The sequence below is a fragment of the Isosphaeraceae bacterium EP7 genome (genome assembly GCA_038400315.1).
In the GTDB taxonomy this organism is placed as follows: domain Bacteria; phylum Planctomycetota; class Planctomycetia; order Isosphaerales; family Isosphaeraceae; genus EP7.
Genome location: CP151667.1, coordinates 1,526,937 through 1,552,091 on the forward strand (window position 1 = coordinate 1,526,937; position 25,155 = coordinate 1,552,091).

Genomic DNA, 25,155 nt, shown 5'->3' on the forward strand with positions numbered 1-25,155 from the left:
TTCGAGGTTCGATGGGCCATTGGGCCCCACGCTCAGAGCGTGAAGTGGAACGTCTTGGTGATCATCCGCCAGAGCCAGCCGGCCACCGTCTGCGATCCGGCATCGATCTTGGCGAAGCCACGGAGGCCCGACTGGAGCTCAAGGTTTTCATTGTCGATGGGGACGATGACCTCGTAAACCGCCGTTAGCGGATTGAGCTGGCCGGTCTTCTGGTCCTGCTTGGTGGCGATCTCGCCGCCGCCGGTGTTGGATAGCTCGGGCCGGATGTCGGAGCTGTTGCGGGTGGCCATCATGCTGACCTTGCCGAGGAAGGTCTGCTCGCTGTGGCCGTAGACCTTCACCCAGGCCCTGGCATCGGTGCGCACCATGTCGTAATCCGACTGGTCGATGATGATGTGGGCCTCAAGCCGCTTGGGGTCGCCGATCTCGCAGATCGGCTTGCCCGGCTTGAGATGCTGGCCCACCGTCTCGGGGTGGGGCATGCCCATCACCTGGCCGTCGCGTTCGGCCACCAGGACGAGCTTGCCGACCTGCTCGTTGAGCTTCTCGACGACGGGCTCGAGGTCGGCGGCCATCTTGACGTTCAGGACCATCTGGGCCTGGCTCATCAGGTCGGCGCTGGTGCTGAACCAGCGTGCCTTGTCGAAGTGGCTGTCGTGCTGCTCCTGGAGCATCAGCCGCTCGCGGAGCTTCTCCGGATTGGAGAGGGTCGCCAGGACCTGCCCCTTCTTCACCCATTCGCCGTCGCGGACCCGCAGGTCCTTGAGGATGCCGGGGACCTCGGCGTAGACGTACTGGGGCTTGGCCGGCTGGAGCACCATGGAGCCCTGGAGTCGGAGCGGAGTCGGGATGCTGAGGATCGCCACGACGGCGGCCAGCGCCACCGCGGCGAAGCTGGCCGCGCGTACCTTCTTCACCTTGCGCATCCTCCCGGGAGTGCGGACGAATTTGATGACCTGGTAGAGGGGCATCCCGACCATCGGGATCAGCGATCCGATCGCAAGCGCGGCACTGATCGACCCCAGCTTGTAAGGCTTCAGGAACTGGTACAGGAAGAAGAGGATGCTGAACGTGACGACCCAGCGATAGACATAGCTGGCGACGGCATAGGTGACGAACAGCCCTCGTCTCGATCGCGGCATGTAGCTCTGCACGGGCACTTCCAGCCCCAGCACCTTCTCCTGGAACATGTAGGTGAAGAACTGGGTGCTCTTGATCCGCAGGTTGGGGATCTCGAGGAAGTCGGCCGTGACGTAGTAGCCGTCGTACCTCAGCAGGGGGTTGGCGTTGAACAGGATGGTGTTCACCGAGCAGATGAACATCGTCGCCAGGCAGAGGCTGTTCAGGAGCCCTTGCTCGGTGTTCCACCAGACGAAGGTGGCCAGCGAGGCGAGGAAACACTCGACGTAGATGCCCGCCGCGCTGATCCAGATCCGCTTCCACTTGCTGGGAAGCAGCCAGCTGTCGGTGACGTCGCAATAGAGGGCCGGCGTGAGCACGAGGAGCAGGGCCCCCATCTCGTGCACTTCGCCGCCGAAGTGCTTGGCGGTCAGCCCGTGGCCGAACTCGTGGATCACCTTGATGATCGCGAGACTGCACCAGAAATAGATGATCGTCGACCAGTTGAAGAAGCTCTGGAAGTCGGGCAAGCGGCCGCTGAAGGTCGACCACTGGCTGATGACCAGCGTGATCGCCGCGAGCATCATGCCGACGCTGACGACGATGAAGGTCCTGGTGTAAAGCCAGCGGAAGTATGGATACATCCAGGTCAGCAACCGCTCGGGGTCGATGATCGGGACCTTGATGTAGAGGATGTTCGCCAGGAACGACCAGACCTGCTTCATCGCCTTCTTGCGGCGTCTGGTGATGAGCGCCTTGGCCTGGTCGGGGCTGTCGATCTGGGCGATCCCGGCTTCATGCAGCTGGGCGGCGAACCGGACGAGGTCCTCGACGGAGATCGTCTGCGGCCGATACTTCCGCTCGAACGCCCGCTTGACGTCCTGGAGGTTGTTCTTGCCGTCGAACTGCTGGAGCAGGAAGTACTCCTCGATCTTGAATCGGAAGTACTTCAGCGCGATCGGGTCCTTGATGACGTAGTGCGTCATCCCCTCATAGAACTGGGGCTGGACGATCAGGTCGGGCCGCAGCTTGACTTGCAAGTGCTCGGCGGCCTGGCCCATGGGGGTGACCGGCGCGATGGATGGGGCGGCACTCATGGGTTCGTCGGCCCTCGCGGTCTTCGGTCTGGGCGGCCTTGGGTCGTTCTTGTGGGGTCAGACTGGGGTGCGGCACGCGACACGGGGCCGCACCCTTGGGCGAATTGGATGGTCAAGTCCGCGACTCAGCGAGGCTGGTTAGCCGCACCCTGGGTCAGGTTGGGGGCGGCGGTCGGCTCGTTGGTCAGGTGGATGGTCATGCGCGCCTTCAGGCCCGGGCGAAGCTCGCCGTTGGGGTTCTCGAACTCCGCGTAGATCCGCACCGAGGCGTCGCCGATCGGCTGGATCCGGGGGTCGATGAACGTCACCTTGCCGCGGAAGACCTTCGATGCGAACGGGTTCACGCCGCCGCCGCTGATGACGGGCTGGAGGTCGACCAGCTGGCCTTCCTTCACCTTGTAGGACTCATCCACGGGCACATACGCGAAGGCGCGAAGGCGGGCGAGGTTGCCCATCCGCACCACGGCCTCGTTGGCCCTGATGCTCTCGCCGGGCTGGCGGTGGACCTCGATGATCACGCCGTCGATGGGGGCGCGAATCGTGTGTTCTTCGAGGATCTGCTGATTCAGCTCCAGCTCCGCCACGTCGATGGCGGTCTTCTCCTGGGCCTCGGTCTGCGTCGCCTCGGCGATGTTGACCTCGGCCTCTTCCTTGCGGAGCTGTTCGCTGGAGACGCTGCCCGCCGTCTTGAGATTCAATCGCTTGCTCGTCGCGAGCACGGCGAGAGCGTGGTCGTACTGGGCCTTGGCCTTGGCCATCGGGGCCTTGGCACGTGCGGCAAGCTGGGCCTTCTTCACGCTCAGCTCGGCAACTTTGCGGTGCAGGTGGCCGATCTCGCCCCCCGCGATCACCGGCTTGCCGATGGTCAGCTCCAGCTTCTCGATGACCCCTTCGCGAAGAGCCGCCACGTCGGACTTCTCGATCCAGTCGATCGTCACCTCGTTGAGCACCAGGGTCGGCACGCCCACCGGATTCGGGGGGGCGGGGGCCTGGGGCTCGGCGAACGAGGCGGCGGAGAGGGCAACCATCGACCCGGCCGCCAGGGCGAACATCTTCTTGGGCACCAGCATCGTAGGCCTCCGGGGCGGTCCCGAATCTGTCGGGAGCCGGCGTTCGTTGGGTCGAAATGGGGGAGGGATGTTCGTCGTCGAAGTCCGCCGCGGGGTCATCGGCTACGGAGACCCGCGCGGCGTCAATTCCGCTCGATTCAACGCAGGAAGGGCCAGCGGAACAGGACCGACTCGTAGTAGACCTGGACCACGTCGCGGAGCAGGACATAGGCCAGCCGGGCTTTCCCGCACTCGACGCGGGCTCGCACCTCGGCACCGGGCCTGATCTCAAGGTTCTGCTTGAGGAACTCGGACCGGACCTCGTCGCTGAAGCCGACGGTCACCTTGACCATGTGCTTGCCCTCGACCGTCTCGGGCTTCGAAGAGATCCGCCGGACGTAGCCGTGGTAGCGGTGCTCGGGGTCGGTGGCCGCGACGAAGTAGGCCGGCAGCCGGCTCGAAGGGGGCTTGGTCCCCTTGGCAATCTCCGTCTTCAGTCTGCTCTGTGCGGCAAGGACGGGCGCCATGTCGTCGTCGGGAATCTGGACTTCCAGCGACCAGTCGCCGTCGGTGGCCAGCACCTGGACCAGGGCCTCGCCCACCTCGACCGGCTTGTTCAGCAGGGTCTTCTTCACTTCCCAGGTCGTGATCACCCCGTCAAGCGGCGCGGTCACCGAGAGCGACTCGATCTGATCCTTGATGATCTCGATCTGCTCCTGGGCGCTCTTGACCTTGATGGTCGCCTCGGCCTTCTGCCCCTGGATCTGATTCTTCTCCTCGTCGAGGATATTCCGCGAGCCGCCGGGGGCGAGCTGCGAGTCCAGGTGGCTGGCCCGGCTCATGGCCTCGGCCCGCTCGGCGATCTTCTCCTTGAGCTGCTTCTCCAGCTCGCGGCTCTCGATGCGGCAGAGCAGATCGCCCTTCTTCACCAGCTGGCCGTGATCGACGGGCACGTCCACCACCACGCCCCGGTCGGGAGCGTAGGTGTTCCGGCGTCCCTCGGGCAGGATTTCGCCACGCCCTTCGATCGTCAGCTCATAGGGGACGAAGGTCAGCACCAGCAGCCCGATAATCACCGCGGAGATGGCCGCCAGGATCTTGGCGAAGGTGCGTCCGCGGAAGAACCGGCGGGGCGAGCCTGCCAGCTTCAGGAGCGGCAGCAAGGTCTTGTCGTGCTCGGACGCATTCCACAGGGCGGTCGAGGCGTGTCGCGAGACGACCTCGGTCCGGGCGTGCATGTCCGAAGGGGCGACCTCGTCGCCGATCTGCTCGGACACCAGGCAGCCGAACGGCACCTTCTCCTTGCTCGGGTCTTCCTCGGGCTTATGCAGCAGCGTGACGATGACGACCTTCGAGCCCGACTCGTCGACGTACATCTCCAGCACGTCGCGGATGTCGGGGGCAAAGCCCTCGGTGTTCCCTGTGTAAACCAGGTCTTCGCCGCTGCGGAGCACGACCTTGCAGAGCTTGGTCATCTCGCGGATCAGGTTGGCTCGCTGCTCGACGACTTCCTGGCCGCTGACGGCCTCGATCATCGTCCGGCCGCCCACCTTCAGGCAGACGCTCAGCCGGTCGCAGCCCACCAGCCGCTTGCCGTCGTTGGCCACCGAGTAGGTGGCCTCACGCAGGTTCAGCGACGAATGGACCTGATGCGTGAACCCTTCGAGCTGATTCCAGAGCCGCTGCTGCGACATCATCTGCCGCATCTGGCGATTCTTGAGGAAGTTCGCCGCCAGGTCCGACAGGTCGCCCACGAACCGGAGCGTGCTCTTCTGGGTGGCCGCGCGGCGGGTCGGATCCATCAGGATCTCGACCAGGCCGACCACCTGCTTGTCGACCACCAGGGGGGCCAGGATCAGGGCGTAGCCGGTCGGGTTGCCGGCATTCGGCACCCCCTCGACCGCCGCGCCCGGCGGGATGATTTGCGGCGAGTTGGCCTGCATCATGCAGCCAAGCAACGCATCGTGAGGCTGGGTTCTCACCTGCCCGTTCATCAGGCCGGTGGATCCGAAGTTCAGGTGATGCTGAAGCTTCAGGCTACCGCGACCGTCGAGCATCCAGAGCGCGCCGCCGGAGGCCGCAACGGCCGCCACGGCGCGATTGAGGAACTCGACGTGGAACTCGGCCGGCTGGATGTCCGACTCGGCCAGTTCGGCGATCTCGGCCACCAACTTGCGGATCTGGTTTTTCGTCTGCTCGAGCAAGCTCGGGTCGATCGTCTCTTCCGGCATGTTGGTGGTTCCCGCCCGGTTGGTGCCCGCGTCCATTGCGCCGCGGATCGGAACGGCGACGTCGCCGCGTCGCGCACGGAGCCTTTCGAGGCACGCAGTCAACGGGACGCCGCCGGGCTCCACCTTCCTGGAGATTTTTCAAACCAGGAGGAAATCCAGGGCCCACCGCCTGGCCCACCACCCCTCGCGAGGCCCGTCCCGGCTGAGTCGCTCGCGGGCGTGGTAAGCTCGTCAGGACGCTCCATCGTCGGCCCTCGGCGCCCATCGTGGGGACGGCCCTCGCTGACGATCCTTCAACCAGGCGGACGACGACCCTTGGCCCTGCTCATCACCGGTGCCACCGGGCTGCTCGGCAGCCATATCGCCGAGAAGCTCGTCGCAGAAGGGCGGACTGTCCGTGCCTTCGTCCGCCCCTCGAGCGACACCTCATTTTTGCGTGAACTCGGCGTCGAGCTGTTCGTCGGCAACCTCACCGATCCCGACGCCTGCGCCCGCGCCACCAGGGGGGTCGACGTCGTCTACCACTCGGCCGCGAAGGTGGGCGACTGGGGGCGCTGGGCCGACTTCCGGCGAGACTGCATCGAGTCGACCGCCACCCTGGCCCGCGCCGCCGCGGGTTCGGGCGTCCGCAGGTTCGTCCACATCAGCTCGACGAGCGCCTACGGCCACCCGCACGACCGCGAGCGGCCCGTCGACGAGACCGAGCCCATGGGCCAGAACCTCTGGGTCTGGGACCCCTACACCCGCAGCAAGGTCGAGTCAGAGAACGCCTTGCGCCGGGTTGCGGCGGACGACAAGCTCGACATCACGATCATCCGGCCGAGCTGGCTGTACGGTGAGCGCGACCGGACCACCGTGGCCAGGCTCGTTGCCCGCCTGCGCAAGCACAAGCTCCCCACGATCGGCCGGGGAGACAATCCCCTCTCGGCCATCTACGCAGGCAACGTCGCCGACGCCGCGATCCTCGCCGCGGCCGACCTCGGCTCCGTCGGCGAGGCCTATAACATCACCAATCAGGGATTCATCAGCCAGCGCGACTTCCTCAATCTCTTCGCCGCCGCCTGCGATGCCCCGCCCGTACGCCGCAAGGTCCCTTACCGCCTGGCCTACTCCGCCGCCTTCGCCCTGGAGGCCGTTTGTCGTACGGCAGGGAAGCGCAAGCCACCCCTCATCACGCGATACGCCACATGGTTGATGGGGCGATACCTCTCCTACAGCACCGAGAAGGCCCGAACCAAACTCGGCTGGACACCCGCCCTGGGTTACGACGAGAGCATCCGCCGAAGCGTCCGCTGGTACCTGGAACAGCCCTGAGCCGACCGCGCCCCGATTTCGAGGCGCGAGCCCGGGGCCTCAGAAGCTGTCGGAGCTGATGACCTCGCCGCCGCCGCGTGTCGAAAGCGCCTGATAGATGCCCAGCTTCGCGCCTGGCTTGAGGGTAAGCCCGTACACGTCCGGGTCCGCCTTGGTCGTCCCGACCGGCAGCCCATCGGACTGAGGAGCCGGGATGGTCCAGCAATCGATCGTGTCCTTGAGGAAGTGGACCGAACCGTCGCAGAACGCCGCGTTGGCCCCCCCGGGGTGGAAGCTCATCATGTTCATTCGGCCCCAGGTGATCAGGGCGTTATTGTCCGGGTCATTGACCGGGTCGCTGTAGCGCCTGGCCCAGTTCGGCGGGAACCTCGCCTCGACTGAGAGCGAGTCGGGCAAGCCCACGCTCCAGGGGTGCGAGAACGATTGCGTCGCCTCGGAGAAGACCCCTTGGCCGTTCTCCGAGTACATGATCGTGTTGCTCATCCCATCGGTAATCGCCGAGATCGGCACCAGGCCCCCGGAAATCAGCGGGCCCTTGGCGTAATTTGCCATCAGGGGATCGGTGTACAACGTGAAGTTTGTCGGGTCGAAGAGCACACTGAACGCATTCCAGGGCCCCACGTTCCCCGAATAATGGGTGTGGAATTCCAGGTACGGCGGCGGTCCGAAGTGCAGGGGACTCGCTTTCAAGGCCGACGGATCGCTCGGGCACGAGAAGGCGGAGATACCCACGCCGGGGATCGTCCAGTTCGACGAGTCGGAGAAGCCGACCGAAAAGTTGTTGGCGTTGAAGACTTGGGTCTGCTCCATGAACGGGCAGATGCGCAGCAGCGACGAGTAGCCGATGCTGCCTCCATTGCACTGCATCGCGGGCGGGAGGCAGCCGTTGGCCGCCTCATAATTGAGCGCCGCCAGCGAGATCTGCTTCAGATTGTTGGTGCACTGGGCACGCCTGGCCGCCTCGCGGGCGCTCTGCACGGCGGGCAGCAACAGCGCGATCAAGACGGCGATGATCGAGATCACCACCAGCAGCTCGATCAGGGTGAACCCGCGTCGAGGGCGTTGCGTGGGCGGCAGGGTGTCGGCCATGGCCGGATTCCTCGGGGCGGAAAAGGGGATGGGGCGGGGCGGTTGCGTCACTTGACGCGGGATGACTTGCGGCCGGCGGCGGGAGCGAGCGGGACCGTCGCGCCGGGCGCATAGGACCTGAAGGACGACTTAGGGATGTCGATCGAACCAGATCCACGGACCGTCCCGTCCTGCTGGTTGCAGCCCGAGAGGCTGCCAACCAGGGCGCACAGGGCGATCGGGGAGAACCTCAGGAGTAGACGAGGAGCGTACATCATCGAGATCATCTCTCGCAGCCGGGCCATCGGCCTGAGTGGCAATGCCATCCCAGGCGTAGCACGGGTTCAATCGAGCGAATCATGTTCAATCGACGTGGAAACGTCCGGACGCCGGGCCGCATCCGGATCGAGCGTCGCGCGCCTGGACTCGCTCGGGTCTTTCGAGATCGGAGAGGCACGCAGACCACGGAACCCGACGGTCCACGACAAGTCTCTGACCGAGACCACCGGGGGAGGGAGGCGATCGGTCGGACCTGGGTTGAATTGTCTTCGATCATCGAAGTGGAGAAGTGATCGACGACGACCCATCAGGGAGAGTGATGAGCATTGACGAAAGAGAGTACAGCGATCGAGTTTTAAGGTCAAGCGTTGAAATCCCGATCGTCTCGATCGATTTAGTGATTTAAAGGGAGGGCTCCTGCGAGCTTTCGCCGAGATCGACGGTTAAATCTGGCCAGGTGCCCGCCGGGTGTCCCCTCAGCCATTCGATCATGCGAGGAATCTAGGTCATGTGGACCAATGGGGCCAATTCGTTGAATCGTTAGAATCCACCCTTCTCGCCTATTCCCGAAAGTTCCCCGAGGGTTCAGACCTTGCCGCCGCCCGCGACGTAGGACACGATGGGATTGAGAAATCGGGCCGGAACGACGCAGCCCCGGCCCGGCCTCCTCCCGGCGCGACGACCGACTCGGCCTCCCACCCCGGACGGCGCGCTCCGCACGATCGCTCGCGACTCATCAATGAGGCACACCGATGAAGCGACTCGCAGTGGCTCTCGGCCCGCTCGGCCTGGCCTTATCCATCTTCCAGATGCCCGCCGGTGCCCAGGAAACCGCGGTCAAGGCCGCCGATGTGCCCAAGGCCGCGGCGGGTGAGACCAACCTCGATCTCTCGCAGCTGCTCTCGCGCGGCCGATCGGGCGGGGGCGGGGGGAACTCGGACCCGTCGAAATTCCGCGACTTCAACGAGGTCACCTCAGGGTCACAGAAGTTCGAGGGGCTGTTCACTCTTCACAAGAAGGATGACCACCTCTACGCCGAGATCAAGCCGTTCCAGTTCGAACAGCCGATGCTCGCCCCCATCACCATCGCCCGCGGCCTGGCCAACGCCGGCATGCCGATGAACTTCGGCGAGGAATGGGTCGTCCTGTTCAAGCGCGTCGGCGATCGGGTCCAGCTCGTCCGCCGCAACATCTACTTCAAGGCCGCCCCCGGCTCCTCGCTGGAGAAGGCGGTCAGGCAGAATTACACCGACTCGATCCTGATGGCGTTGCCCATCGTCAGCCTCAACCCGGCCGGCCAGAGCGTGCTGATCGACCTGTCCGACATCTTCCTCAGCGACTTTGGCCAGCTCGGCCTCGGCGGCCTCGACCGCTCGCGCAGCAGCATCGACAAGGTGAAGGCGTTCGCCAACAACATCGAGATCGAGGTCGAGGCCACCTTCACCGGCCGGTTCGGCGGCGACGCGGTGGTCGACTCGCGCGGGACCACGGTGGTCATCCACTACGGCCTGGTCAAGCTCCCCGACGGCGGCTATCGCCCGCGCGTGGCCGACGACCGGATCGGCCACTTCATCAGCGCGACGAAGGACTTCTCCTCGAACGACCCGGACACCACCTTTGTCCGCTACGTCAACCGCTGGAGGCTGGAGAAGGCCGACCCCCGCGCCAAGCTCTCCCCCCCCAAGCGGCAGATCATCTGGTACGTCGAGGACACCGTCCCCATCGAGCTGCGCCCGCACGTCGAGGAGGGGATCCTGGAGTGGAACAAGGCCTTCGAAAAGGCCGGCATCCGCAACGCGATCGCCGTCCGCTGGGTCGACCCCACGAAGGATGAGTTCGACCCCGAGGACATGAATTACTGCACGCTCCGGTGGATCACCACCCCGCGCACGTTCGCCATGTCCTGCTTCCGCGCCAACCCCTTGACCGGCGAGATCATCGACGGCGACGTGATCTTCGACGCGAGCTGGGTCCGCTACTGGAAGGACCAGTTCGCCGTGATGACCGGCAACCCGCTGGCCCAGGGCGCGAACGGCGAGAGCCTGCGTGGCGAGATCATCAGCCCCATCCTCGCGGCCAAGATGCGCTACGGCCGTGCCGGTTCCACCGCTACCAACGGCCAGGGAAACGCCCCCCGGCTCGTCCCCTCGGACTGGACCGCGCTCGATGCCAGGCTCGCCGATCGGATGGGCTATTCCCGCCACGATGAGTGCCAGATGAGCACCGGCATGCAGGCCGAGATGGGCCTCGCCGCCCTCATCCTGGCCGATGGGGCCAAGCCCGAAGAGAAGAAGGACGACAAGGCCAAGCCCGAGGAGAAGAAGGACGACAAGGCCAAGCCCGAGGAGAAGAAGGACGACAAGGAGAAGGAGAAAGAGAAGAAGGAGGACAAGGAAAAGGAGAAGGACGCGGAGGCCAAGCAGTCCGACGAGTTCATCGGCGCGCTCATCAAGGAGGTCGTGATGCACGAGGTCGGGCACTCGCTCGGCCTGCGGCACAACTTCAAGGCGAGCACGATGCTCAACGCCGACCAGCTCAACGACGAGGCGATCACTCGCGTCAAAGGGCAGTCCGGCAGCGTCATGGACTACAACCCCGTCAACTTCGCCCCTCGCGGCAAGACGCAGGGGGAGTACGTCACCTCGACCCTCGGCCCGTATGATTACTGGGTCATCGAATACGCTTACAAGCAGATCGACGGGTCGGAAGAGTCGGGCCTGAAGAAGATCGCCGCTCGCGCCCCCGAGCACGACCTGACGTACGGCACCGATGAGGATATGTACCTCAACAACGACCCGCTGGTGAACGTCTTCGACCTGGGCGCAGACCCCTCCAAGTTCGCCAGGGAACGCATCGAGCTTTCGGTGGCCCTGATGAAGGAGCTGGACGCCAAGGCGGTGAAGGACGGCGAGTCGTGGACCAAGACGAGGCGCGCCCTGTCGGTTTTGCTCGACCAGTGGGGCAACGCGGCCACCCTGATCTCGTCCTACGTCGGCGGTCAGAGCGTGCATCGCGACCACAAGGGGGACAAGGACGGCCACGACCCGATCGTCCCGGTCTCCGGTGCCAAGCAGCGTGAAGCCCTGTCCATGGTCGTCGACCAGGTCCTCTCAGACAAGGCCTTCCAGTTCAATCCCGCGCTCCTCCGCCGCCTGGGCGTCGAACGCTGGAGCCACTGGGGCAGCGGCAACGAGGGCTCGGTCGAATTCCCCGTCTACGATCGCGTGCTGGCCATCCAGAAGATCGCGCTCGGCCAGTGCCTGAGCGGCGACGTGCTGGCCCGGCTCCAGGTCCAGGAGCTGCAATCCGATCCTGGCTCGGCCCCCCTGACGATGTCGGAGGTCTTCCGAGCCCTGACCGATGGCATCTACACCGAGTGCCAGCCCGCCGCGACCCCCGCCGGAGAGAAGCCGAAGCCGGTCGCGTGCTCGACGATCCGCCGGAACCTCCAGCGCGAGTACCTCCGACGGCTGGCGACGATGGTCCTGGGCGCCCGCCGCAACGCGCAAGCCGACGTGCTCACGTTCATCATGTTCGGCGGATCGGGGTCCATCCCGGCCGACGCCCGCAGCCTCGCCCGGATGCACCTGAAGCAGATCGGTGACAAGATCCAGAAGTCGCTCGACCAGAAGGACGCCCCGGTCGACGACACCACCCGCGCTCATTTCGAGGAGTGCCTCGACGTGATCAAGCGGGTCTCCAACGCCGGAATCCAGGCCAACGAGCCTTGATCCAGGGGGATCTCGTCCTTCACCTCCCTTCGAACGTCCGGCGGCCGCCGACATCCAGGAGTGGATGTCGGCGGCCGCCTTCGCATCTCGGGTCGATTCTTCGGGCCCCGGATCAGAACTTGATGCCGAAGGCCTTCTCGAAGAACGACTCCTTCTTGTTGGCCGCTGCCTTGATGGCTGCGGCCTTCTTCTTGGCCGCCGCGGTCGCCGCGTCGGCTGCGGCCGTGTCGGTCTTGGTGGTGTCGGTCTCGGCCGGGATGGTCGAGGTCGGGGCGAGATCGCCGGTCGGCGTCGCGGCCCCCACGATCGGCTTCGCGGCCGAGAGCTTGGAGGACGACCCGTTCAGCGTGGCCGCCGTCAGGTTCGCCAGGTTGACTCGTTGCGTCGGGGTCGTGGCCGTGGGGGCCGTGTTGTTGACGATCGCCGGCTGCGTCTTGGCGGGGTCGGGCGTGGTGACCGTCACCTTCGACGTCGGTTCGGGCGTCGGGTTGACCTTCTTCTCGATCGGGGTCAGGGGCCTGATCGACCCGTCGAAGAGCGCGAGGAACGGGGAGCTGAAGGCCGAGGAAATGCCCTTGTTGACGCCGAACTTGTTCGGGCTGATGCCGCGGAACCTGGCAACCTGCTGCTTCGAGACCCAAGCATACTTGGGCAGCGTGTGCTGCAGGTCGGTGGTGTTCCGCTTGGCGTCGGGGTTGACCAGGAATCCGTTGGCCGAGGCCCGCTGACGGTCCACGATCACGGCGGAGTCGGGAACCGGCATCACGTTGTGGTCGAGGTTCTTCAGCTCGGAGATCGGGATGACCCCCTGAAGCGACCCGTGGGCGGCGTATTCCAGGAAGTTGAAGCGACGCTGGAGCACGTCGGGCTGGTCGGGCTGGTCAGGGGTCGTCAAGGCAGCGTAGACAGGGCTGGTGAGGTCGACCACGCCTTCGGCACTGCGTTCGTTGCCGCCGAGCAGTCGGGCCATGGCTCCGGCCTCGGCCATCCCGGTCTTCGCCGAAGTATTGACGAAGTCCTGAACTTCCTGGGCCGAAAGCAGCGCGTCTTTGTTCGCGTCGATGATTTCCAGGTAACCGCGCGGAATCAGGTAATCCAGCGCGATCTTGGTCTCGATCGCCGCGATCGCGTTGCCCACATCGACCCGGGCGTACGACCTGGGCTGGAGGCCACCGAAGAGGGTGTAGGTCAGGGCCAGGGTCGTCGAGTCGTTCGCGTCGGTCACCGGAACGGCCGTCCAGGAAAGGATCGCGTTGATCCCGTCCGGGTTGTTGTAGGCGCTCAGGTTGGTGATCGCCTTCTTGCCGAAGTTCAGCTGATTGACGCCCACGGGTGTCGTGAGATACCCGTCCACGGTCGAGTCGGACAGCCGGATGGTGTCCCAGTACGACAGGGCCGACTGCACGAGGGCATACGAGCCGGTCGCCACCGCGGCGGACAGCGATGTCCCGCCTTCCTGCACCGTGTTCAGGATCAGGCCCGAGCTATCCACGGCGGCCGCGGCGCCGGTGCCGCCGGTGACGGTCGTCCTGGCGAAGGTGGGGACGTCAACGGCCGGGGCCACGTAGTCGGTGGTGATGCTCCGGTTCGTCGCCGCGATGAGCTTGTCGGAGTAGATCGTGATGTTGCCGTTGGTCAGCGACGCGATCGAGCTCGAGAGCGTGGTGTTCAAGGCCCCGGTGTTGCCGTAGAGCAGGACCGGCCCCAGGGTGCTGGGCAGCACGCCCGTCTCCGGGTCGTTGGGCGTGGAGTACACCCCGGCGGTGTAGGGATAAGGGATCGTCCCGCCGACGGAGAGCACTTCGTTCAGCACCGCCGGCAGCGACATGCCGTTGACGTCGCCGATGCTGGGGTTCTGCGTGCTGTTCGTCGCGCCAAACGTGTTGCCGCCGGTGGTGCCGCCACCAGTTCCGCCGCCGGTGCCGGTCGTGGTGGAGCCAGCGGGGGCTCCGAACTGGCCCGCCGCGGCGATCGGGGCGATTCCCAGCGAGCGGAACTTCTTGAGCTGGTTCTTCAGCGAGGCGACGATCTGCGGATACCGCTTGTAAGCGGTCATCTCGGTGTCGAACGTCTGAACCGTGCCGAAGCCCATCGAGGTCGCGATGACCCTGGCCTGGTTCAGAGGACGAACCGGATCCTTGACGAACGGATGCTTGGTGACGTACCCGAGGCCGTCATAGAAGTTCTGCGGAGACGAGACCGCGTTGGAGGTCTGCGACGTGGTGGTGGCGCCACCCGTCCCGCCCGTCGTGGTGCTGGACTGCGACGAGCTCAGGAATGGGTTGAAGATATTGACCGGCATGATGGTCGCTTGGGGAACGAACTGGGCGATGACGCCTGCGACGATCGTTCCGTGGCCAGCCGCTCCGGTGATCGAGAGCCCTGTCCCGCCCGTCCCAGTTCCGGTTCCGGTTCCGGTTCCGGTTCCGGTGCCAGTTCCACCGGTTCCGCCTCCGCCTGCACCACCTGCACCACCTGCACCGCCTGCCCCACCAGTTCCGCCCGTCCCGCCAGTTCCGCCCGCAGCGGTTCCTGGAGCGGTCGCCGGCGAGAGGTCCACGTTCCCGGCACCATTCGTGATGATGTTGGAGCCGGTCGAGACCCGTCCGCGGAAGTTGGGGTTATTGGCGTCCACGCCGCTGTCGATGACCGCGACGGCCGCGTCCTGCCCGTCGTAGGGCACGCCCAGGGTCCGCAAGTCATTCAGGCCGACGATCGCACCCGTGGCCGAGCTGGCCAGGCTCGACGAGCTCTTGAACTGCCAGATGCCGTCGTCGTCCGAGGCGTACAGGGTGGTCCCGTCGGCCGAGAACGTGATCGTCAGGCTCGACAACGAGAACGCCGTCGAGTCCAGCGCACCGTTGGTGTTGAAGTTCTGGGCGAAGTTATACACCGTGCCATCCGGAGTGATCCGGACGATGCGTCCACCCGTGTTGAATACGCCGAGGTCGGCGTCTCCGATCCCGGGGATTCCCTCGGGGTTGAAGTTTTCAACCAGGAACGAGCCGATGGCCTGGATCGGTGCGAGGGTCGTCGTGGTGGTCCCGGTCGCACCGGGCACGGTGCCGACGGCCGCCAGACCCGACGCCAGGTCGGACACGAAGAGGTTGCCCGCGTAGAGCGGGGTCGGGTCGATGGTCGGGTTTACGTTCTGCCCGACGAAGACGAGGCTGGAATCGGCGACCGGCGTCGGTGCGGTGACGGTCCCGGTGATCGAGACACCCTGCGAGAAGTACCCAAACCTGTCGAACGCCGCGTCCTGGAACCGCCGGAACGTCGTCGGCAACGCGGGATAGGTGTCGATGAGCGGGGTAATGGTGGCGGGGAAGTTCCCCTGGTTGATGATCAGCTCGCCGTTGGAGCCCTGGATCCCGCTGAACCCGTCCGTGGCGGGGATACCGCCGCCCGCGGGGGTTCCGAAGTCGGTGAACACCGAATAGACCGGCGATTCGTAGAGCGTGTTCGCCGACACCAGGGCGACCTGCGGCCCTAGGTTCATCTTCGACTGGGTCACGCCAGTCGGCAGCAGGGAGGCGTTGCTGATCGCCTGGCCTGGCCGGTAGACATTGGCATCGAAGAAGAGCGCCGAGAAGTTGCCCGTCCCCGTCGTTCCGTTCACGGCTCCGGTCGTGGAAGCTCCGGTGCCGGTGCCCACGAACAAGCCGCGAAGGAAGTTCTGCTGCTCGGGCGGCGGCACCAGCACCGCCGACGGGTTGATGGTCAGACGCAGGGCGGTCTGGCCGTCGGTCACATAGGTGAAAGCACCCATGAACGACCCGTCGGGGGCGATCCGGTAGACGGCATCCTTGTTCGGATTGGCGCGGTCGGCCGTGCTCACGAACATGGAGGGTCGGCCGTCGAAGTAGCCTTCCATGTCGAACGCGATGTCGTACCAGTTGACCAGGCCCGTGGCGGCGCCCACGCTGGCCGCCGCCGTGCCGCCCGGCTCATTCTGGGCGATCACGGTGTTCAGGTCGAAGAAGACCGACGACTTGCCGGTGGCCGTGTCCACGCGGTAGATCACGCCGGGGCGGTTGACCGCCGTCGTGCTCGAGCCCGCACCACGCGAGATGGCGAAGATGGCCTTGCCGAAGTCGCCGCCGGGGCCCGCCTCGATCTTGACGATGTCGCCACCGAAGGCTTCGTCCAGGCTCGTCAGCTGAGAGACCGTGGTGTAGGGAGCCGCGGTCGGGAACGCTGGGTCGGTGATGCCCTGATTGATCTGGGTCGTGTAACCGTTGACGGTCGTGCTCGGCTGGGTCGAGAACGCCGTGGCCACCACCGTCGTTGGAGATGCAGAGACGAACGGTGCAAGCACCTTTCGCTCTTCGAGCTGCTGGATCTGCTCCAGCTTGAGTTTGCGCGGGCTCCGCCGCGAGGGGCGATCGTCCCGGGGTCGGGAAGGATGAGACATTCCATTATCTCCTAGGGCGAGACCCGTCCGTCCTGAACCGGTGCCGATGTGCCCTAACAGGGAAGATCGGCTCAACCGGCTACGGCGATCAACGAAAAGTCCGCACGCACCCGGACCTCCCGGATCGACGCGCCGCGGCCCAATAGCTATGGATCCAAGGATCGGCGCGGTAAGGCCCGTATAATCAGTTTTCCGGATCAAGATCAGATCTGCCGGATCTGCCAGCGATGCCGATCCCGATCCGAGACCTCCCAGACTCAACCCCAGTCGACGAAAAAACCCCCGCCACCGGCCACCAAGGATCGGTGGGCCGGAGCCGGGGGAACGCGGTCGTGGGGCAGGGGGCCGCGGGTGGCGGCCCCCTCACGCGATTACTCGCCGGAGACGGGACGAGCGGCGAAGCCCTGCTGGGCCGTGCCGGCGCGGCGACGGACGTCCAGCTCGATCGAGCCGAACATGCCCTCGTGGCGCTGGATCGTCATGCTCAGGGCGGTCAGCAGCCGCTTGGCGGTGTAGAAGTTCATGACCAGCCGCTGGTTGGCCTTCACGTCCTGACGGCCCGCGGCGAACGGCTGGGGGTTGAGGCCGAAGTCGAGGATGACCTCTTCCGGGGTCGCCGTCACACGGCAGAAATTCGAGTACGACGGCACGGTCGCCGAATCGTCCACCACGACTTCCGTCTGCTGCTGGGCTTGTTCCGGCGTCTGTTCTTCGGTCATCTTCGGTCTCTTTTCTCGGTTCTACGCCGCGGAGAGTGGGAACCCACACGCCCGGTCGACCTTCGACCCGGGTTCGGCCCTTCGGCGGCGTGCGTTGTTGAGCTCGGCCTAGGCTGGCGAGTGAACCGCAACGGACGGCGCCGGTCAAGCCGTAATTTCAGCCATGACCGGGCCGACCAATCGATCCAAAGTGCCCAGGGTCCGTGACGTTGCACCTTCCTGGGCCAGGACGAACTTGCGGGCGGCCGCCCCGCGGTCCGCGGCGCTCTCGGGGTCTTCCAGCGCGTCGACCAGGGCCTCCGTCAACTCGCGGCCGTCGGCCACGGCGCGGGCCCCGCCCACGCTCAGAAGATGCTCGACCGTCTCGCGGAAGTTGGCCGTATATCGGCCGAAGAGCACCGCCGACCCGTAGGCCGCCGGTTCCATCATATTCTGTCCGCCCCGGCCTGGCTTCAAACTTCCGCCAACAAAAGCGACATCCGCAAGGCCCCAGACCGCAGCAAGCTCGCCCACCGTGTCGACTAGCAAGACCGGTGGGGCACCGCCCACGCACGCCACCGGCTCGATGTCCGTCCGCCGGAGGACTCGCTCTCCGCTGCGCTCGACCATCGAGGCCACCCGGTCAAATCGCTCGGGATGACGCGGGACCAGGACCAGCCTCAGCCTCGGATGGAGCGTCCTGGCCTCGAGATAGGCCGCCAGGGCCGCCTCTTCCTCCCCCTCCATCGTGCTGCCCGCCACGAAGATGAGGTCCGTCGGGGCCAGGCCGAGCTGCTGCCGAAGCGCCCTCGTCCGTGCATTTCCCCGGTCACTCTCCAGGCCGTCGTATTTCACCGAGCCCGTCACTCGCACCCGCTCGTCGGGCACGCCCAGGTCGACGAACCGGTCGGCATACCCCTGGCTCTGCGCCGCGACTGCATCAATTCGCCTCAGGGTGGAGGCCAGCGGGACCCTGATCCGGCGATACCCGGCGTGGCTCCGCCGACTCAGCCGGCCGTTGATGATCGCCACGCGTGCGCCTTGCTCCTTCGCCGCGGCCACCAGGTTCGGCCAGATTTCCAGCTCGACCAGGGCCAGGACGGTCGGATTGACCCGGGACATGGCCCGACGGGTCGCCCAGCTGAAGTCCATGGGGGCGTAGAAGGTGACCAGGTCGGGAAACGTCTTGCGCGCCACCGCCAGGCCCGTCTGAGTGGTCGTCGAGACCACCACCTGCCAGCCAGGCCGGCGACGCTCGATCTCGGCGACCAGGGGGCGGAGCAGCATCACCTCGCCGACGCTCACCGCGTGGAACCAGATGCAAGGCCCTTCGCCGATCCGCCAGGGGGCCTTGCCCAGAACCTTCTCGGCCCACCCCTGGCGATATCGGCCCGTCTTCCACGACCGATAGACCAGCGCGGGTGAGCAGGCCAGCAAGACGAGGAGGTAGAGCGCATCGAGCACGATGGACATCCGGGAATCCTTTCCCAAACGCGGCGGGGACAATCGAGGGCGCAGGCGGCGGCGGGAAGCACGCATCCTTCGTGCAGAGACTCAATACTTCAAGCAACCGACGCGCCAACCTGCACGGACAATCGTTTCAACCGGGACAGTTTCAAGGGGCCGCACGCAAGATCGCCGCGGACTGCATGTAGTAACGGCAAGTCAGCGAATCACTTACGGCAAGCCTGTCGGAACGAGACGGCCCCGCCCGGATCGAGTCCGAGGGGGCCGTCCTGTCCAATTCATCGGTCGGCCGTCAGAAAGGATCGACGGCCGCACCCTTCCGCATGCAGCAGGACTTGTACTTTTTACCCGACCCACAGGGGCAGGGGTCGTTGCGGCCGACCTTCTGCCCGGTGTGCCGGACCGGCTCAGCCTTCTTTTCGGACGGCTCCTGGCTGGCCGCGGACGCCGCCTCCTGAGTCGCCCTGATTCCCGCGCCCGCACTCGTCGGCGGGGCTGTCTCCACCTGAGAGGGAGCTTGCTCGTGGATCGTCTGGGCCTTGTCGAGCTGCCAGCGCGAGCCCAGGTACGAAAGGAAGTCGGGGTCGAACTGCTCGATCCGGAAGACCAGGTCGGTCACCTTGTCCGAGACGCCGGCCCACATCTCCTCGAAGATCTTCATCCCTTCGCGCTTGTACTCGACCTTCGGGTCGACCTGGGCATAACCCCGGAGCCCGACCGAGCTGCGCAGATGGTCCATCGCCCTGAGATGCTCCATCCAGCTCGCGTCGAGGATCTGGAGCATCAGGGCCTTCTCCATCTCCCTCATCTCGGGCCGATACTTCGCATCAAGGCCGTCGAGGAACTTGGCCCGGGCGTCGGCCTTGCCGAGCTGCTTCAGCTCGTCGGGGGAGGTCTCGACCCCAAGCTCCTGCCTGCCCCAGGCGGAAAGCTGGGCAAGCTCGTCCAGGTCGAGGTTGGAGGTGGGCTTGTTTTTCGTCGCGTCGGGCCCGAAGGCGGCTTCGACGCGGCGGTCGAGCTCCTCGGCCACGGCCGTTCCCTTGTATCCCTCATGCGCCAGCTTGAGCAGGAGCCCTTCGATCTCGGGCCTCAGCATCGGCCGCAGCTCTTCGGGATCGACGTAAACCCCCAGCCTCGAGCTGGCCCAGGAGGCCAACCCTTCGCGGTCGTAGCGCGGGCTCTGCGACTGCGTCCGTTCGACCAGGAAGCGGGTCAGGCCGACACGCACGGGGAACTCGGCCTCCTTGCGGCCGTACATCGCGCGGGCCTCGGCCTGCACGCGGCGGATGATCTCCTTGGGGAGCAGGCCCTTCCAGCTAGACGGGTCGAGGACGAGCCCGAACTTGTGTTGCGCCCAACCGGCCAGGCTACGCACACCCCAGTCGGGTTCCAGGAACTCCTTGGCCGGTTCAAGGTCGGTCGCCTCGATCGCGGCGGATGCCCTCGCCTGGAGGAACTCCTCGAGAGCCGGCCGGTCGATGGTCGCCTCGCCGCCGCTCGTCGTGGAGAACTTGCGGAGGTCTTTGTCCTTCAAAGTCAGGCCATAGCGGGCGTTGGCCCAGCCGACCAGGGCGATCCAGTTCCACTCGCCCGGTTCGCCGTCGTCGGGCAAGTTCTCCTCGATCGCCTCGCGGATCGAGTCGGCGGCGTGGCTCTCGGCCTCTTGCTTGGCGCGGAGGTGGGCGTCTTCCGCTGGGGTCGCCCGGTAGTCTCGCCCGTTCAGCTCGACACCCAGACGCTGGCCCGCCCATTCTGCGTAGCTTGACGGGCCGTAGTCGTCGGCCAGGAACCGGACCGCGTTCTCGGCGATCTGGCCGTCGATCATCTCCAGGACTGAATCCTTGGGGGGCATCCCTTCCAGCAGACGCTGGCGGAACGTGTAGACCCGCTTACGCTGCTCGTCCATGACCTCGTCATATTCGAGCAAGTTCTTGCGGGCGTCGAAGTTGCGCTCTTCGACCTTCTTCTGGGCCCCCTCGATCCGGCGGCTGACCATTCGGCTCTCGATGGCCTCGCCTTCTTCCATCCCCAGGCGGGTCAGGACGGCCGAGACCCACTCGCCGGCGAACTTGCGCATCAGGTCGTCGTCGAGGGCCAGGAAGAACCGGCTGCTGCCCGGGTCGCCCTGGCGTCCCGATCGGCCTCTGAGCTGGTTGTCGATCCGCCTCGACTCGTGCCGCTCGGTGCCGATGATGTGCAGGCCGCCGGCCTCGGCCAGCTCGCGCCCTTCGGCCTTCATCGGGCCTTCGTATTTGCCGACGGCCGCCTCCCAGACGTCCTTGGGCACTTCCAGGCGCGTCGGGTACAGCGGCAGGCTGTTCTCGTCCTTCAAGACCTTGAGGTCAGCCCAGGCTTTGAACTCCGAGTTGCCGCCGAGAATGATGTCGGTGCCTCGGCCGGCCATGTTGGTGGCGATCGTGACCGCCCCCTTCGACCCGGCCTGGGCCACGATCTCGGCCTCGCTCTCGTGGAACTTGGCGTTCAGGACCTTGTGAGGGATCCCGTGCTTCTGGAGCATGTCGGCCAACTGCTCGGACTTCTCGATCGAGGTGGTCCCCACGAGAATCGGCCGCCCCGTGGCGTGCACCTCGCGGATTTCCTCCAGGATCGCCTGCGACTTTTCCTTGTCGGTCCGGTAGATCACGTCGGCGTAGTTCTGGCGCGATAACCCACGGTTGGTGGGGATGGCCACCACATCCAGGGTGTAGACCTTGTAGAACTCGTTCGCCTCGGTCATCGCGGTGCCGGTCATCCCAGAGAGCTTCTTATAGAGCTTGAAGAAGTTCTGGAGCGTGATCGTCGCCAGCGTCTGGTTCTCTTCCTTGATCTTGACCCGTTCCTTGGCCTCGACCGCCTGGTGCAGGCCGTCGGACCACTGCCGGCCAACCATCAAGCGGCCGGTGAACTCGTCGACGATGATGACCTCGCCGTTCTGCACCATGTAGTCGCGGTCGCGACGATACAAGTGGTGGGCCTTCAGCGAGTTGTCGATGAGATGCGGCCACTCCATGTTGCCCGGGGTGTAGAAGCTCTCCATCCCGGCGATCCTCTCGGCCTCGCGCACCCCTTCATCATTGAGGTGGCAGGTCCGCTCCTTCTCCTTGATCTCGAAGTGGGTGTTCACCCGCAGGAGACGCGAGATCCGGTCGGCCTCGGCATACTTCTTGACGTCGTCGAAGGCCGGCCCGGCGATGATGAGCGGGGTCCGTGCCTCGTCGATCAGGATGCTGTCGACTTCGTCGATGATCGCGTAGTTGAGCTCGCCCTGAGCCTGGAGCTCGGCGGTGGGCTTCATGTTGTCGCGCAGGTAGTCGAAGCCGAACTCGTTGTTCGTGCCGTAGGTGATGTCGCGATCGTAGATGTCGCGACGTTCTTCCGGATCCATGTCCGACTGGATCGCGCCGACGCTCAGGCCCAGGCCGTTGTACAGCGGGCTCATCCACTCGGCGTCGCGGCGGGCCAGATAGTCATTGACTGTGATGACGTGGACGCCCTTGCCTTCGAGCGCATTGAGGTAGGCGGCCAGCGTGGCGACGAGCGTCTTACCTTCGCCGGTGACCATCTCGGCGATGTTGCCGCCGTGCAGCACCATCCCGCCCATGAGCTGGACGTCGTAATGCCGCATCTTGAGGAACCGCCGGCCCCCCTCGCGGCAGACGGCGAACGCTTCGGGTAGCAGGTCATCAAGCGATTCGCCCTGCTTGAGCCTGGCCCGGAACAGGTCGGTCTTTCCCTTCAGCTCGTCGTCGCTGAGGGCCTGCATCTCCGGCTCGAGCGTATTGATCTGCGCGACGAGCGGCCGCATCCGGCGGATCTGCCGCTCGTTGGAATTGCCAAACAGTCGGATCAGGCCGTCGGAGACCCCTTCCGACAGTGCCGAGAACGTGTCGGTCGTCTTGTCCCACAGATCCGAGAGCAGTTCCATTGCCGCCTAAGCCCCGCACCGAAGGTGCCTTCAGATCCGTTCTAACTCGCGTCTTACGATTCTTTTAAATCGAATCGACCCGACCCGTCAAGCCGCCCTTGGCCAGCATCGCCGGCGGGGTCGCACCATAAAATTGACACGACCTCGCCGGTTTCTCGCCGCAATTCCAACTTAGTATCCTAGGAGACTTCGTCAAACTTCCGTGGCGGCCGATGGTTCATGCAAACACGCAATGTATTGCGGCTGCTCTATGGAATCTCGCGTACTCGCGCCGCGGATATCAACTTAACTTATCTGTAGATAACCACTTGCAACGATTATTGGTCAGCCTGAACTTGAATCTTTGAACCATTCTTTACCATCGATTCCGCCAACTAACACCAAGACGAAACGAACCCGGGACGACCTCGGTGCCAATCTGGAGACGGCCAGGCTACAATCATGCTGGCCTGTCCTCGGATGGCCTGGGCGACTGTCGGGCAGGGGAGGGGTAGGCGTGTCGAGCTCGGTCGTGGATCGGTCCCGCAGGCATCTGACGATTCTGGGCAGCGGCACCTCCACCGGAGTTCCGGTCCTGGGTTGCGATTGCGCCGTCTGCCTCTCAGACGACCCTCGGAACCAGCGGACCAGGCCCAGCGTCCTGTTCCGCCTGCCTGCCGGCGACCTGCTGATCGACACCAGCCCTGAGATGCGTCTCCAGCTGGTCCGCGAGCGAGTTGGCTTCGCCCACGCGATCGCCTACACCCACAATCACGCCGACCACCTCTTCGGTCTCGACGACGTCCGCCCCTTCCCGCGCCAGATCGGCGGCCCGGTGCCCATCTTCTGCGAGCAGGAGGTGGAGGACACGATCCGCCGGGTCTTCCACTATGCCTTCGCCGAAGGGGCCTCTCGCGTGCCAACAGGCGGCCTGCCCAAGCTGGAGTTCCACCGGATCGCCCCAGGCATGCCGTTCGAGGTTCTGGGCCAGCGGATCATGCCGCTCAGGCTGGTGCATGGCCGGTTCGACGTCCTGGGCTTCCGGATCGGCAACCTGGCGTACTGCACCGACGTCAGCCGGATTCCCGACGAGACCTGGCCGCTGCTCGAAGGGCTGGATGTCCTGATCCTCGACGCCGTCCGGTTCGAGCCGCACCCGACCCACTTCAGCCTCGGCGAGGCCCTGGCGGTGGCGGAACGACTGAAGCCGGGTCGCACCTATCTGACCCACCTTTCGCACGCCTTCGACCACGACGCCACTGAGCTCGACTTGCCCCCTCGCGTCAATCTGGCCTACGATGGGCTGTCGATCGATTTCTGACAGCCGGAGCCAAGTTCCACATGCCCGTCGACCCCACGCTCGCCGCTCGTCTGGCCAAGAATGGCCAAAGTCACCTCCTACGCTGGTGGGACGAGCTGGATGGCCCGGCCCGGGACAGCCTGACCGCCGAGCTGGAAGCCATCGACTTCGATCGACTCACCACCCTGGTCGACGAACTGGTCCTGCACGAGCCCGAGACCTCGCCCGCGTCCGACCGGATCGAGCCGATCCAGGTCAGCCGCCTGCCCCGCACCGACGGCGAACGCGTTTCCAGGCGTCATATCGCCGAGGTCGGTTCGACCGCCCTAGCCAACGGCGAGGTCGCTGTGGTGGTCGTCGCCGGCGGATCCGGGACGCGTCTCGGTTTCGAAGGGCCTAAGGGGACTTACCCGATTGGCCCGGTCTCTCAGGCGAGCCTCTTCCAGATCCATGCCGAGAAGGTCGCCGCGCTCAGCCGCCGCTACGGCCGGGTCGTCCCCCTCTATGTGATGACCAGCCCCGAGAACAACGCGGCGACCGTGGCATTCTTCGCAGAGCGTAAGGATTTCGGCCTCCAGCACGTCCGGTTCTTCGTCCAGGGCCAGATGCCGGCCGTCGACCGCGCGACGGGCAAGGTACTTCTCGCCGAGAAGGGCCACCTCGCCCTCAGCCCCGACGGCCACGGCGGGACCCTCGCCGCCCTCGCCGCCCAGGGTGCCGGCGGATCGCCGAGCTGCCTCGACGAGATGCGGACGATGGGCGTGCGGACCCTGTTCTACTTCCAGGTCGACAACCCGCTCGTCAAGATCGCCGACCCGGCCTTCGTCGGCCTGCACCGCTCCGCGAACGCCGAGATGTCGTTCAAGGTCGTCGAGAAGCAGGCCCCCGACGAGAAGCTGGGCGTGGTCGTCAGCGTCGACGGCAAGCCACAGGTGATCGAATACTCCGACCTCCCCGACGAGCTGGCCGAACGTCGAGACCCCGACGGCGGGCTCCAGCTCTGGGCCGGCAGCATCGCCGTTCACATCCTCGAGCGGTCCTTCGTCGAACGCCTGGTCAATGGGCTTCACCTCCCCTATCACAGGGCCATCAAGAAGGTTGGGTTCATCGATGATGCCGGGAACCAGGTGAAGCCCGACCTCCCCAACGCGGTCAAGTTCGAGACGTTCATCTTCGATGCCCTGCCTCTGGCCGCTCGATTCGCCATCGTCGAGACCGATCGGGCCGTCGAGTTCGAACCGCTGAAGAACGCCACCGGCACCGAGTCGCCCACGACGGTCCGCCAGCGCATGAGCGACCTCTTCGCCGCCTGGCTCGAGGCCGCAGGTGCCCACGTCTCTCGGCGTCCCGACGGCTCGGCCGCGTTCCCGATTGAGATCAGCCCCAACTTCGCGCTCGACTCCGCCGAGCTCAAGGCCAAGCTTGCCCACGGGCTCATCGTTGACGCCCCCCTATATCTCAAATAAGCCGCGCCAAGGGCGTGC

13 protein-coding genes are annotated in these 25,155 nt (G+C 65.5%); 4 read left to right on the top strand and 9 right to left on the bottom strand.

The features are described from left to right. Nucleotides 1–32: 32 nt before the first annotated feature. From EP7_RS05955 to EP7_RS05965, 3 genes are all read right to left on the bottom strand, one after another. Nucleotides 33–2,216, bottom strand: a complete 2,184-nt coding sequence (locus EP7_RS05955; protein WP_463526802.1) for an HlyD family efflux transporter periplasmic adaptor subunit — start codon at nt 2,214–2,216, stop codon at nt 33–35. 125 nt (nt 2,217–2,341) lie between these two features. Continuing rightward, nucleotides 2,342–3,286 (bottom strand): efflux RND transporter periplasmic adaptor subunit, encoded by a 945-nt coding sequence (locus EP7_RS05960; RefSeq protein ID WP_463526804.1) that lies wholly within the window; start codon nt 3,284–3,286, stop codon nt 2,342–2,344. 137 nt (nt 3,287–3,423) lie between these two features. Next, nucleotides 3,424–5,532, bottom strand: a complete 2,109-nt coding sequence (locus EP7_RS05965) for an efflux RND transporter periplasmic adaptor subunit (protein WP_463526806.1) — start codon at nt 5,530–5,532, stop codon at nt 3,424–3,426. 279 nt (nt 5,533–5,811) lie between these two features. On the opposite strand from EP7_RS05965, the gene EP7_RS05970 reads away from it, so the two are divergent. Then, nucleotides 5,812–6,810, top strand: coding sequence for an NAD-dependent epimerase/dehydratase family protein (locus tag EP7_RS05970; protein WP_463526808.1), 999 nt, complete (start codon nt 5,812–5,814; stop codon nt 6,808–6,810). Between the two features lie 39 nt (nt 6,811–6,849). On the opposite strand, the gene EP7_RS05975 is transcribed toward EP7_RS05970, so the two are convergent. Next, on the bottom strand, nt 6,850–7,899 hold the full coding sequence (locus EP7_RS05975) for a DUF1559 family PulG-like putative transporter (RefSeq protein ID WP_463526810.1): 1,050 nt from the start codon (nt 7,897–7,899) through the stop codon (nt 6,850–6,852). Nucleotides 7,900–7,946: 47 nt separating this feature from the next. Next, nucleotides 7,947–8,156: a hypothetical protein gene (locus tag EP7_RS05980; RefSeq protein WP_463526812.1), complete on the bottom strand. Its 210-nt coding sequence runs from the start codon at nt 8,154–8,156 to the stop codon at nt 7,947–7,949. A gap of 753 nt (nt 8,157–8,909) precedes the next feature. Between EP7_RS05980 and EP7_RS05985 the strand changes: the two genes are divergently transcribed. Then, nucleotides 8,910–11,888: a zinc-dependent metalloprotease gene (locus EP7_RS05985; protein ID WP_463526814.1), complete on the top strand. Its 2,979-nt coding sequence runs from the start codon at nt 8,910–8,912 to the stop codon at nt 11,886–11,888. A 112-nt stretch (nt 11,889–12,000) separates the two neighbouring features. On the opposite strand, the gene EP7_RS05990 is transcribed toward EP7_RS05985, so the two are convergent. The 4 genes from EP7_RS05990 to secA form a co-directional block, all read right to left on the bottom strand. After that, nucleotides 12,001–16,302, bottom strand: a complete 4,302-nt coding sequence (locus EP7_RS05990; RefSeq protein ID WP_463526816.1) for a hypothetical protein — start codon at nt 16,300–16,302, stop codon at nt 12,001–12,003. 371 nt (nt 16,303–16,673) lie between these two features. Continuing rightward, entirely contained in the window at nt 16,674–17,021 is a 348-nt protein-coding gene (locus EP7_RS05995) for a DUF3467 domain-containing protein (protein ID WP_463526818.1), read from the bottom strand. 144 nt (nt 17,022–17,165) lie between these two features. Continuing rightward, complete coding sequence (locus tag EP7_RS06000; protein ID WP_463526820.1) at nt 17,166–18,473, bottom strand: 3-deoxy-D-manno-octulosonic acid transferase; 1,308 nt, start codon at nt 18,471–18,473, stop codon at nt 17,166–17,168. Nucleotides 18,474–18,759: 286 nt separating this feature from the next. Continuing rightward, nucleotides 18,760–22,392 (bottom strand): preprotein translocase subunit SecA, encoded by a 3,633-nt coding sequence (gene secA / locus EP7_RS06005; RefSeq protein WP_463526822.1) that lies wholly within the window; start codon nt 22,390–22,392, stop codon nt 18,760–18,762. Nucleotides 22,393–22,888: 496 nt separating this feature from the next. Here secA and EP7_RS06010 point away from each other — a divergent pair, with 496 nt between their 5' ends. Together EP7_RS06010 and EP7_RS06015 are read left to right on the top strand one after the other, a co-directional pair. Continuing rightward, entirely contained in the window at nt 22,889–23,692 is an 804-nt protein-coding gene (locus EP7_RS06010; protein WP_463526824.1) for an MBL fold metallo-hydrolase, read from the top strand. Between the two features lie 20 nt (nt 23,693–23,712). Further along, nucleotides 23,713–25,137, top strand: coding sequence for a UTP--glucose-1-phosphate uridylyltransferase (locus tag EP7_RS06015; protein WP_463526826.1), 1,425 nt, complete (start codon nt 23,713–23,715; stop codon nt 25,135–25,137). The last annotated feature ends 18 nt before the right edge of the window (nt 25,138–25,155 follow it).